This window comes from Brevibacillus choshinensis (assembly GCF_001420695.1).
In the GTDB taxonomy this organism is placed as follows: domain Bacteria; phylum Bacillota; class Bacilli; order Brevibacillales; family Brevibacillaceae; genus Brevibacillus; species Brevibacillus choshinensis.
The window spans coordinates 1353579-1366204 of record NZ_LJJB01000010.1; the positions used below are offsets into that span (position 1 = coordinate 1353579).

Here is a 12626-nt window from a genome sequence, read left to right on the forward strand (position 1 = left end):
TTTTGCGGCGCAAAATATTCAGTGAGCCCATTCCCCTTTCGTTCTACTACCTAAATTCTCATGTCTTTATTAAGTTCTTCTGTGGGTTTTGTATTTACAACAAAATTGGCTTTACCAATAATGTTGGCTTCTCATGTCAAGTAAGAAAATACAAATTTTATATTATCATAATTTTCGTTATTATATGACTAATATTAATGATAAAAACGTGCCAAATCAGGACGGGCTAGCGCCTTTTTAGCACGTTTTTGTATCAATTTTAACTGGCCATTTGTGTTCAATTTGATTCATTATGTTCACCGCTTGCGGCCACATTCACTTTTCGAGAAAAACGCAAAGGCGCGTTTTACCAAAAAAAAGCTCAGTTCTGTCGGCAACAGGCTGGCATGTTGCCTTTGATGCATCGAAGCCCCTCTAGCTTTGCGTCTCCACTTTTCAATAGATTTGCTCTTTCGAACGGAAGTTGAGTTATATGGTTAAGGGATATCCCAACTCATATAGAAGGTGATTCAAAAAATCCCCACACCCTGATGTGGATGCAGGGACATTACCATGTTAAGACAAAGCTGTAGGGAGTTAGTCGACCTCTACCTTAAATTTACGGGTTAAATCATGCAGATCACTTGTCATCACGGAAAATTCCTGGGCAGTTGCGTTTATCTTTTCGATCACTGCGTACTGCTTTTCCATCATAACCAGGAAATCATCAGTTGCCTCGTAGGAACGGGAAGCGATAATCTCCACATTGGCAATGGAATTAACAATCGTTTCGCTGCCGATAGCCAATTGTTCTGTAGCTTTGGTAACACTTTCAATCTGTTTGCTTACTCCTTGGAACGCTCCGTAAATGGAACTAAAGGCTTCACCAGACCGCGTATAGAGAACCCCTTCGTTATTTATGAGTTCAGTCGCTTCTGTGACGTAATGAACAGCTATCTCTGTATACTTTTGCACATCGATAATAAGCTTGGCAATATTTTCGGTGGCTTTAGTTGACTGAAAAGCAAGCTTCCGCACTTCATCGGCCACGACAGCAAATCCTTTCCCTGCCTCTCCAACTCGGGCGGACTCGATTTCCGCATTGAGGGCAAGAAGGTTTGTGCGAGAAGAAATCTCGGATATCGTTCCGATGATGCTGTCGATTTGCCTGGATTTGAGATGAAGATCATTGATGACATGGAAGGCTTGATCCTGTGCTTTTTTCACATCCTGCATTTGCTTCACTGCTATTTCCATGTCTGACTTGCCCTGTTCGGAAAATGCAGTAGTCTCTTCAGAATTCCTGTACACTTCTTGTGCTTTTTCTGTAATGTTGTGTATATCGTTGTCCATTCTTTTCATCGTTGTTCCGGTATTATGCACATGGGTAACCTGTTCCTTAGCCCCATCCCTGACACGATTGATTTTCTCCATCAGTACGTGCGTATCACCCGCAATCGAATCCATCGTTTGTCCTAGTTCAAAAGAGGATTTAGCCAGTGTATGAGAGTTTGCGTTAATCACCCGAATCATTCTGTTCAAATCAGTCACCATTTCTGAAAAAGCCCGTCCGAGTACACCTACTTCATCCTTTGTCCAAATATCAATGGATACGGTCAAGTCTCCTTGCTGCACCTTTTTAACCGTTTGAGTAAGCTGACGCAGAGGTTTGATCAACATTCTGGAGAACCAGATGCTAATGAGTGAAGTCATCACGAGGATCGCGGAAGTAATCATAATGACTGTACGTTTGTTACCCTCAAGCATTTGATAGATAGTCGTTGCATCGAAATCTGCTCCGACAATCCCAATCATCTGTCCAGACGCATCTTTAAGAGGAACATATGTTGTGATGGTAGCACCATACTGTTCATTAACATTCAACTCTCCTACCTGTGTTTGTCCGGTAGCAAAGATATTTGTCAAATTGTCATATGTATTATGCTCAACAGTGCCCGGTAGCGAAGCGTCATTGATCTCTGACTGTTCGTATCCGTCTACAATATACATGAATTGCCCATTTTCCATTTTAGCCATCGTGTACAAATACTTTAAACCATTGGATTTTTTAAAGAAGGTCAGCAGTTGGCGAATTTTTTCATATTCAGTCATTGCCATAATCTTGTGTTGACTCGCTTCGCTTGCAGATTCCATCTTCACTTGATTCAACACTGCTTGGAAATCAGCAGCATCAATTTGCGTGCTTACATGTTCCCCAATTGACCTCGCTTGCGCTCCAATCGAGGACATAATCAAATCCTTAGTACTGGAATAAATGACAAAGCTGACTATCAAGCCGGTGATAATCATCAGTACACTGAAAACGATGAATATCTTTGCTTGCAAACTTTTCATATAACTAGCTCACCATACCCCTCATATTCATTCACTTTGACAATAGAATTTATTTTATATGAAATTGAACTTTTCCAATAGAAGGAATGTTATTCTTCCTACATATTCTTGAGTTATTCTCGTTCACTATTGTGATTAGATAGCCTGTTTAATGCACATTCCAAAATATTGAAGGAAGGGCATACATACGGATTCCTTATTGTTATCTGAAAAGTCGTCTGAATGTGGGCGTGACCAGCTAACTTGATTACCGTTGTGAGTGGCACACCTCTCTTGAGCAGACGGGAACAGAAGGTGTGACGGAATTTGTGCGGGTACAGCTTGAAACCGAGGTGCTTTTCCAAGCTTTCCAGCAGCGTGTTTACTACGTCCTCTTGTGCATCTTCTCTGCACGTTGACTGAGAAGCAGGTAGGGACTGTCCCGATGTCTATTCTCCTGCCGATCTGATCTAATGTACTCTTTGATCAGATCGACAAGATCAGGTCGAAGCGGAATCTCTCGGTACTTGCCACCTTTCCCTGTTACCCGTAGCGTGTTTGTGAGGTAGTCTAGGTCGTTGAATTGGATCCCGCAAAGCTCACTTACACGAACTCCTGTGTACAAAAGCAGCCAAACGATTAGGTGATTGCGAAGGCTGACTTTGCTCCTGTCCTGGACGAAAAACAAGAGCTGGTTGACCTCCTGCTCTGAGAAGACTTCCACCTCACCCTCACTACCAGCAGCCACCTTGATCCTGTCTATTCGCAGCGTGACGACGTGTTCAGTGGTCAGCTTGCGGTCGATCAGAAACAGATTGAATGCTTGTAGGGAGTTGGTCTTTTTCTTGATGGTCGCCACCGCGTACTTGTTTTCCGTGAGGCGGTTTTTGCAGTTGAAAACGTAGAAGCATTTCAGATCGGTCGGTGGCCCTACGCCCATTCCTTCCAGGTACACACAAAACCCTTTCACGTCGCCCACGTAAGATTCAATCGTTTTTGGCGCCATCCCGTTCTCTACTAAGTACTGCTCAAACTCTTCGATCGGGTTCATTCCTATCTCCCTCCTGAAAAACAAAAATGCCCTGCAGCCTTTTGATTGGCGCAGGGCTTGTTATTCTATACTTCCAGACGTGAACTTCCGAAAAGTCATACCACATCTCTACCTCATCGTTGCTCCGAGCCTGACGGACATTCTCATGGTCAAGGATGCTGTAGTTTGCAGTGGAGGAGATTGGCTGGAGAAAGAGCCTACCCCGAAAGGGGTAGGCTCTTCATCATTAGAGATGAAGGCAAAAGCCATTCGCCTCTTTATTCATATCTCTAGACAATCCTTACAGGGAAACGCGAATTGGGTTAGTGATATCGATCAGGTTGTTATTTCCATCAACGATGTCAATTGTTGGAACGCCAGAAGCATTTTTCTGAGCTCTCAATTCAACACCATCAGTAAAATCTTGAGTAGCCAAAGCTTTACCACCAATTGTTACAACAACTTTAGTTGCTGGTGTACCAGCTGTAGTAGCGATTGTAATACCGCTTGCTACTTTAGTACCTTTGATGGGGAGGACGTTCGCGCGTTCTACTTTTTCTTTTATACGGGAAGCTTGGAAAACCATTGTTGGTATATTTACTGTGCTATTCCCTTCAACATGACGGGTGGTGATACCGGCATTCCACAAACGTATTAAACATCGGCCCCATGATCCCTTTTATTATCACTTTTTTGCTTCCATCGTTACATTCACTTTAATAACCACCAACGTTTTCAAAAGAAACTAAACAACCTTAGTCCGGTCGATTACCGAACTAAGGTTGTTTAAACTGCCTTTTTCATATCTGTCTACTTGACTGGGGTAACTTCATCTTAGACTGCCGCTGCTTTTTGAGCTATCGATCCCCGTTAGCGCAATAACGGTTTCTTGAACTCTCTTGCCCGAGAGCGTGCTTAAGCGTTCATTTCTTGAGCTCGTAATGGAGCACCACATTACCAGATTGGAAGGCTTTTGACTCTACAAGTGAAAGACCAAACTGGTTTACATGCTGGAACAACGGCTTACCTTCTTTTGGAGGCGGATCAGCATGTGCTAGTCGGAGCTGTCTGCGAGAGTGGCTCCGTTGTCGGCTGCGCGTAGTTTGGTTGTTTTCTGAGGGGCTCCGTTACTGAACTTTACTATGTATTCTCCTGTTTCGCTTTTGGTGATAGCAGGCTGGCTGGTTGTTTCTTTTGAAAAGGCATGGGCAGGTGTCAGCCAGGTTTGTATAGACATCCCGCAGAGGGTTAGCGCTAGTAGCATTTTGGCGTACCGTTTTTGGGCAGCGGTTGCTTCCATTTCTCCTTCTCCTTTTCTGTTTGATGATGCTAGCTAGAATCATATACTCCTGTACTTTTCTTTTCCAATCTAGTTTACTGCCTATGACTTAGATTGTCTTTTGAATAGATAGAATTATTATCTAGAGAGTAGGAATCATTACTAGTCACTGGACATGTGCTTCCTGATTCATCACATATTTCCTTCAATAACAACAATCGCGATTGATTTATCAGCAAAAATCCTACAGTTATTTACAGAGCTCGAACGCCTAAAAAATAAAATAAAGGAGAACGGTTTTCACCGCCCTCCTTTTTACTACGCTTCTTCCAATACCTCATCCTCAGTAGACAAGGAAGAGATCGCTGGTTCTATTTGTACATCCACTCGCGTAATTGCACTCGTAGTACCAACGGTAAACCATAGATAAACATACTCTATAACCGGTTTATCACTATTATTGACCTGCTTTAACGTAATACGTCCATGCTCATCTACAGCTAAGTATTTAGCTGGCCGCTCGTTACCTCCATCACCTTTCATATCAGAGGCCATAATCACCACATTTGGGTTTTCGGTTTCACCATCTGTCATTCGTATGATCTGGTCGGTTACATCATCCCCCACTTGTAGTTCGCCAGATATCTCTGCATTCGTAGCATATTTATCCATTTCTTCGAACGCGATGTAAAGGTTAACTGTTCGTTGAATCGAGTCCTCAAGTCCTCGCTGGATATCTTCCCGACTTTCAAACGGAAGAGACTTTACGTGATACACCATACGAGAATAGGTATCCTGCTGTTGTTCCGCTGAGAACCCGGCAAATACCTCTCCAAAACGTAATTCTAAAGATGGATTTGCTAAGGCCTCCTTCATTTCGTGGATAGCATCCGACAGTTCTGTTTTACTTGGGTTAGCGCTAATTGTCACTGCATTTACTTTTGCGACAGCTTCTACTTCTCCGCCTTCACTGCTTTCTTGCTTAGGTTGAATGGTTACATCGATACGTATACCAACAGTGACAGAGCCTGTACCCGTTTTGCTATTTGCAAACCTCAATTGAACATGCTCGACAACTTCAGACCCTGTTCCATTTTCCTTTAAAAGAATGATCCTTCCGTTATCATCTAGCCCCAAGAACTCAGCTGGCTTGTTATTCCCGCCGGTTCCTTCGATGCTTTGGACTGTTACCGCTATATCCGGATTGATCACTTCACCTGTCATCAAGCGTACGATGTCATTCGTTACATCGTCTCCGAGTTGAGATGTCCTAGATAAAATCGATTGTCTGTAATATTTCCGAGATTCATTATTAACAGCATCTGCATTAACCATACGTCCAATAGCGCTATCCAGGTAGAGTTGCAGCTCAGCTTTGCTACTGAATAATTCGTACTTTAATCGCAAAGCAAGATTCAAATAAAAAATCTGCTTTGCATCTTGAGAGAATCGCTCAAACTCTTCCCCAAAGTTCAATCCAAGTGCGGGCGACCTTAAGGCATGCTGCAACGCTTCTAGTGCCGCTGATACTTCTTCTTCGTTTGAGTAATCTTTTACTTGGATAGCATTAATCTTGTTTAATGCCTCTAGTTCCTCGGAGATTATGTTTGGGTTAATACTAACCTCAATTACTGGTCCTGTACTTGTCGTTGTTCCCTTCTTTATTACACTCAGTTGAACGTATTCCTTTATGATTTTGTCCGTCGTATTTTGCTTTTCTAGGATTACCTTACCATTTCTAATTTTTAAGTATTCAGAAGGGACTTTACGTTCAAACGTGCCTCCAAAGGCGCTGACTATTGTAACCTCGATCTCAGGATTCACTTCTAGACCTTCCCGTACTTGTATTACTTTTTTAGTTACGTCTGTTCCTGATCCTATTTGTTGTTTCAGAGTAACTGCAAAATAATATTTGAGCATTTCATCATAAAGAAATTCTCTTTCGATGACATATACGACTTGCTGATTAAAGTAATCACGTATTTCTCTCATACTTTTAAATGGCGGAAAACTACTTACTCGATCAATCACGAGCCCCAGAATTTCCTGTAACTGCGAGTTGGTCAATCTCGAATCGTTTACTTCTAACTGGAGTAACGGATCTGATAGAGCGTTTTTCATTTGCTTAATGGTTGCTTCGCGTTCCTCAGGTGTCTCTCTTCCAGTAAATTTAGTACCGTTTACTTTTGCTATTACTACTGCTTCCTCCGGACTGAGTGAAGGAGAAACTCCTACGGTTACCACAAATCCAGCGGATCGTTGTTGGGTACGCAAGCGGACCGTTACATACTCATAGACGACCTCCCCCGTTTCGTTTCTATTACCGTAAAGGATTCTCCCATTTGAAAGGGATAAGTATTGTGCTGGTTTATTCCCTTTACCTTTTGCCGAGGTTAGCTCGACGATTATATTAGGGTTCTTTATTTCCCCATCGTATAATTGAATGATTTGATCTGTTACATCAGTCCCCGCCAATATTTCGTTACCAAGTCCGATATTAGTCTGATACTTATCTCTTTCATCAAGAAGTGGTTGCATTTCTACTATCTCTTGAATATTTTGCGTAAGGGCTTCTTGCACTTCATCCTTCGTATTAAATGGACTGTATTTCACTTGACTAATCATAAATGAAACAACATCATTTCTCTGATCTTCTGTAAAATTCTTGAATGAGTCTCCAAAATCTAACCCTAGTATTGGCGATTGTAGAGCCTCAAGCATATTCTCGATAGCTGTGACACGCTCTTCGTAGTTAGCATCATCGCTCAAAGTCACTGCATTAATACGAGCTATGGCTTCCGCCACTTCGGAACTCATTTCGGGGAGGATTTTTACTTCGATATATAGATATGAATTTGCTTTTCCACTTCCACTACTGAAATGTAAAACCACTCGCTCCACAACCAGTTTTCCTGTTGTATTTTTCTTTTTCAGAAGTATGCGATGGTTTGAGTACAAAGTTAAATACTCGGATGTCTTGAGTTTTTGATAGTCAGCGTCTGCTATATGATCAATTTCAACCTTTATCGAGGGATCTGGCTTAGCAGTGCTGAGCAATTGGATAATCGTATGGGTTATATCCGTATTTATCTCGATTGTGCTATCTATTCTTGCTGATTTCACATATTTCTCTGTTTCTGCGCTAACTGGTCGATTGTCAAATACTTGTTGAATAGTTGACGTGAGCTCCATTTGTATTTCTTCTTTTGAAACAAATGGGTTCACATATTTGATTCTTGTAATCAGACTACTTGCTACGGATCTCTTCTCAGACTCACTAAAGGATTCAAATAGCGTTCCAAAGTTAAGATCAAGGATATCTGATTGAATGGCTTCCAGCATGTCATATGCTGCAGCTTCCTGTTCCATGTAATCTGATCCGTCCGCATAGACCGCCTTGTTTATTTTTTCGATTGCTGCATACATTTCATCTTTTTGAGTCGGCAATATACGAACATTAATGTACAAATCGTAAGTGCCCGTAAGATTAGCAAACCTTACAATTACGCGTTCTAATACTGCTTGATTCGTATTATTTTTTTGTCTCAGCTTTAATGTGCCTTTTGAGTCCACTGCCAAATATTGTGCCGGACGGGGACTTGACTCTGTTCCACCTTCAACTCCGCTAACCGTCATCTTAACGGCTATATCGGACTGCTTACCATCTTGCAGCTTGATTACAAGTTGATTTAGGATTGTTCCCGCTTCCAAATCTGAATCTACTGTTACAAATTTTACGTATTTCTGTGCTTCTTGATACGCTGGCTCTCGATCAAAGATTATCTGAATAATTTGGGTCAATGCTACCTGGATCTCTTCTTTTGTAGCAAAGGATTTTGTATATGCCTTTCCACCCATACGTGAGTAGACCAATCTCTTTTGTCGATCGTTGAATGCCGGATACAGCTGTCCAAAATCCAACGCCAAAATAGGATTCTCTAATGCTCTTTTCATTGCTTCAACAGCAGAAAAGTAGTCATCGTCAGATTGACTATCATAAACAACTGCTGCATTCACTTTTGCTATAGCCTCAATGAGTTGTCCTTCTCCCGTAAAAGCTTTAGGGACTCGATCACTTTCTATTTTTCCTTTCTGCGTCCGTGTGAGATAAACCGTTCCCGCTTCCAGGCCAAGTTGTGAAACTACAATAGAAACAGATGTTTTTCCACTTGGCACAGTGGCAGATCCTAATAACCTAGCTGTTAATTCGGATGCACTGTACACTTTGACTACATCACCGAACTCGAGATCTTTTACATCGATCACATCTGGTTGATTTTTCTTATTTGTGATGGAAATTACGTCCACGGACAAAGATTGAGATTTGGCTTCTCCATCGTAATCCTTTTCTACACGTAGACTTTCTACATAGCCCCTTCTAGTAATAGTAATATATACTTTTCCAGATGTTTGCCCCAGTTGAGATACTGTAACGATGACGCTGGTCTTTCCACTGGCTACAGTTCCAGTTCCCAATACTTTTGTGCCGTCCTGGCTATATACTTTAATTACATCGTTTGCTTGAAGGTCTAGAACTTCTACCGTATCTGCCAATGCTACATTATTCGTAATCATGATTTTATCTAGGCTGGGGGATGGGGCTTTTTGTTCTTCAGCATATTCCTTGGTCGTCTTATCGCTCTCCAGGAATCCTCTTCGCGTAAGTGTTAGCTGTACCGATCCCTTTCCTTGACCTAACTGAGCTATATTTACTACCACAACGTTCTTTCCTGTTGGTACAGTCGCGGTTCCCAATACTCGCGTTCCTGCTACATCATAGACCTTAATACTGTCTCCTGCTTGGAGATCTGTCACTTCGATTGTATCCGTCACACCCACTAGGTTTTTAATCGAAATGGATTCTTCTTTTACTGCCGGTGCTTTTTCTTCAGCTGCATATGCCTTTGTAGTTTTCTCGCTCTCTAAGTAACCTCTGCGTGTGAGGGTTACTTGTACTCTCCCTGCTGCTTGCCCTAATTGAGCTACACTTACTACCGCAACGCTTTTTCCGGTTGGTACAGTCGCGGTTCCCAATACTCGCGTTCCTGCTGCATCATAGACCTTGATACTGTCTCCAGCTAGTAGATCGATCACTTCGATTGTATCCGTTACGCCTACTAGATTTTTAATCGAAATGGATTCTTCCTTTACAGCCGGTGCTTTTTCTTCAGCTGCATATGCCTTGGTAGTTTTCTCACTCTCGAGATATCCTCTTCGTGTGAGGGTTACTTGTACTCTCCCTGCAACTTGCCCTAATTGGGCTACACTTACTACGGCAACGCTCTTTCCTGTCAGTACAGTCGCGGTTCCCAATACTCGCGTTCCTGCTGCATCATAGACCTTGATACTGTCTCCAGCTAGTAGATCGATCACTTCGATTGTATCCGTTACGCCTACTAGATTTTTAATCGAAATGGCTTCTTCCTTTACAGCTGGTGCCTTTTGTTCCGCATCATATTCCTTGGACGTTTTGTCACTCTCCAAGAAGCCTCTGCGTGTGAGGGTTACTTGTGCTCTCCCTGCTGCTTGCCCTAATTGAGCTACACTTACAACCGCAACGCTCTTTCCTGTCGGTACAGTGGCGGTTCCCAATACTCGCGTTCCTGCTGCATCATAGACCTTGATACTGTCTCCTGCTAGTAGATCAATCACTTCTATCGTATCCGCTACACCCACTAGGTTTTTAATCGAAATGGCCTCTTCCTTTACATCTGGTGCCTTTTGTTCAGCATCATATTCCTTGGACGTTTTGTCACTCTCCAAGAAGCCTCTGCGTGTAAGGGTTACTTGTACTCTCCCTGCTGCTTGCCCTAATTGAGCTACACTTACTACCGCAACGCTCTTTCCTGTTGGTACAGTCGCTGTTCCCAATACTCTCGTTCCTGCTACATCATAGACCTTAATACTGTCTCCTGTTAGTAGATCGATCACCTCGATGGTATCCGTTACACCCACTAGGTTTTTAATCGAAATGGCTTCTTCCTTTACTACTGGTGCCTTTTCTTCTGCCGCATATTCTTTGGTGGTTTTCTCACTCTCGAGATAACCTCTTCGTGTGAGGGTAACATTGACTGCACCCGCACCTTGGCCTAATTGAGCCACATTTACTACGGCAACATTCTTTCCGATTGGTACAGTCGCGGTTCCCAATACTCTCGTTCCTGCTGCATCATAGACCTTGACAGTGTCCCCAACTAGTAGAGCGGTTACTTCTATTGTGTCTGCAACACCTACCAGATTTTTGATTGCAATCATGCCGGTCTCTGGAGCTGCGATTGAACCTTCTGAAGGAAACGAGAATTCCATCCGTTCAGTCTCTTTACCTGCACTCGTGAGCGTTACAAATACGCTTCCAGAAGCCGGTCCTAATTGCGGAATAGTAATAATTGCACTAGTCTTCCCTGTTGGGACAATTGCTGACCCCAGGAGCTTCGAGGATGCATTGGGACCTGAGTAAACTTTGACAATGTCCCCACCCTTTACATCTTGTACTGTCACGATGTCTGACATTCCAAAATAGTTTTGAATGGATACTTTGATGTTATCTACTACGTTACCTGATAGCTCTGTAGAGCTCTCAGAATAGACAATAGATGGTGTTATGAGCGTAAGTATCATTGCTAAAGAAACAAAGCTTGTTAACACTTTCGTTTGCCAATTACTCCTACCCGTTTTTACCTTCATGAGCACATGCATTCCTCCAAATAGATTCTGTTAGTAACAAAGTGATAGGTAGTATTACCTAAACAATACCAACAAATGTAATTTTATATGAATAGTTACATTACTTTTGTCGAATTATGTAAGAGACTACATATTTTTTAATCATTTTGTTTTCATTATGCTTTAACCTAATTACTTCGAGAACTTCGAGAATACACATCGTTTATTAAACGACAAAAATACCCTTAATCGACGTATGATTAAGGGCAACAAGCAGTATCTCCTCCTTAGCAGAAGAGTAGCAAAGAGTTATTTCTATCTATTTCGAATGTGCAACTTACAATTGGTCTTGAGTTGGAACCATTGTATAGATAGTGACTTGTGGAGCATCTTCACTAGTTGCAAAGTCTAATTTTTAAAGGAGTGCTTCCATTTGATTGCATTATTTGAGGCCATAGATGAGTTTGTCACCTATCTAAAGATCGAGGTTAATCGAAGCAAGGAAACCTATACAGGGTATCACAAGGATCTTTCGCAGTTTCACCGGTTCTACCTAGAGCGATGGATAGTAAAACCCTTCGTCGATGAAATTGACCCTTTTCATTTGCGCTCGTATCTACGGTACGTCGCCGAGGAAAAGCAATATAAGACGAACAGCATCATCCGTACTGTAGCAACCTTTCGATCTTTTTTCCGTTTCCTCGAGCGAGAAGAGTACATCAGCAAAAATCCTAGTCTGAAAATCGATGCCCCCAAAAAACCGGAAAGTATTCCTCGGTTTCTCTCTAAAGAAGAAATTGAACGCATTTTGTCCGCCATTTCACAAGACCAGGACAAAGGAAAACGGAATTATTCCATGATCCAAGCATTACGCTATACAGGACTAAGGGTATCCGAACTAGCCAATCTGAAAATAAATGATGTGAATCTTGAAGAGGCGGCAATTACGGTATGGCATGGGAAAGGAGACAAATACAGGATCATTCCCTTACATCCAGATTTGGCACCGATATTACAAGAATACCTGGATCATGTAAGGCCAAAGAGTAACGACCCCCACTTCTTTGTAACCAAAAAAACCGAAACAAAAATCACTACCGGTTACATACGTGTGATTTTACACAAAGCGACTCTGGATGCAGGTATCACAAAAAAGGTTACACCTCACGTTTTACGACATTCATTTGCAACCTCTCTTTACAAGGACCATGGAGTGGATTTGTTAAGGATCGGTAAACTACTTGGGCATGCTTCCCCTCGGGCAACATCCATCTATACACATACAACGCCAGAGCACTTACGCGAAGCATTAGAGAAACTTTCTTAACGGAACAGGGAGGG

The 12626-nt window shown here is 42.2% G+C and carries 8 protein-coding genes and 1 riboswitch; of the genes, 2 read left to right on the top strand and 6 right to left on the bottom strand.

Going from position 1 to position 12626, the window contains the following annotated elements:
- Positions 1 to 369: 369 nt before the first annotated feature.
- A riboswitch (cyclic di-GMP riboswitch) is annotated at positions 370 to 459 on the bottom strand.
- Positions 460 to 576: 117 nt separating this feature from the next.
- The 4 genes from AN963_RS16580 to AN963_RS16590 form a co-directional block, all read right to left on the bottom strand.
- Positions 577 to 2334 carry a methyl-accepting chemotaxis protein gene (locus tag AN963_RS16580; RefSeq protein ID WP_055745643.1) on the bottom strand — a complete coding sequence of 586 codons (1758 nt, stop codon included), beginning with the start codon at positions 2332 to 2334 and terminating at the stop codon, positions 577 to 579.
- A gap of 113 nt (positions 2335 to 2447) precedes the next feature.
- Positions 2448 to 2678 carry a tyrosine-type recombinase/integrase gene (locus AN963_RS31980; protein WP_236708002.1) on the bottom strand — a complete coding sequence of 77 codons (231 nt, stop codon included), beginning with the start codon at positions 2676 to 2678 and terminating at the stop codon, positions 2448 to 2450.
- 20 nt (positions 2679 to 2698) lie between these two features.
- Positions 2699 to 3364 (bottom strand): tyrosine-type recombinase/integrase, encoded by a 666-nt coding sequence (locus tag AN963_RS16585; protein ID WP_236708003.1) that lies wholly within the window; start codon positions 3362 to 3364, stop codon positions 2699 to 2701.
- Between the two features lie 280 nt (positions 3365 to 3644).
- Positions 3645 to 3992, bottom strand: a complete 348-nt coding sequence (locus AN963_RS16590; RefSeq protein ID WP_152985683.1) for a hypothetical protein — start codon at positions 3990 to 3992, stop codon at positions 3645 to 3647.
- Positions 3993 to 4052: 60 nt separating this feature from the next.
- Between AN963_RS16590 and AN963_RS32585 the strand changes: the two genes are divergently transcribed.
- On the top strand, positions 4053 to 4133 hold the full coding sequence (locus AN963_RS32585) for an IS3 family transposase (protein WP_152985699.1): 81 nt from the start codon (positions 4053 to 4055) through the stop codon (positions 4131 to 4133).
- A gap of 264 nt (positions 4134 to 4397) precedes the next feature.
- On the opposite strand, the gene AN963_RS16595 is transcribed toward AN963_RS32585, so the two are convergent.
- Positions 4398 to 4643, bottom strand: a complete 246-nt coding sequence (locus AN963_RS16595) for a hypothetical protein (protein ID WP_055745645.1) — start codon at positions 4641 to 4643, stop codon at positions 4398 to 4400.
- 297 nt (positions 4644 to 4940) lie between these two features.
- Positions 4941 to 11306 (bottom strand): hypothetical protein, encoded by a 6366-nt coding sequence (locus AN963_RS16600; protein ID WP_152985684.1) that lies wholly within the window; start codon positions 11304 to 11306, stop codon positions 4941 to 4943.
- 412 nt (positions 11307 to 11718) lie between these two features.
- Here AN963_RS16600 and AN963_RS16605 point away from each other — a divergent pair, with 412 nt between their 5' ends.
- Positions 11719 to 12612: a tyrosine-type recombinase/integrase gene (locus AN963_RS16605; protein WP_055745647.1), complete on the top strand. Its 894-nt coding sequence runs from the start codon at positions 11719 to 11721 to the stop codon at positions 12610 to 12612.
- The last annotated feature ends 14 nt before the right edge of the window (positions 12613 to 12626 follow it).

Bases quoted from the DNA above. Each gene is read 5' to 3' on its own strand.
- AN963_RS16580 (WP_055745643.1), bottom strand. From the start codon at position 2,334: ATGAAAAGTTTGCAAGCAAAGATATTCATCGTTTTCAGTGTACTGATG.
- AN963_RS16585 (WP_236708003.1), bottom strand. From the start codon at position 3,364: ATGAACCCGATCGAAGAGTTTGAGCAGTACTTAGTAGAGAACGGGATG.
- AN963_RS16595 (WP_055745645.1), bottom strand. From the start codon at position 4,643: ATGGAAGCAACCGCTGCCCAAAAACGGTACGCCAAAATGCTACTAGCG.
- AN963_RS16600 (WP_152985684.1), bottom strand. From the start codon at position 11,306: ATGAAGGTAAAAACGGGTAGGAGTAATTGGCAAACGAAAGTGTTAACA.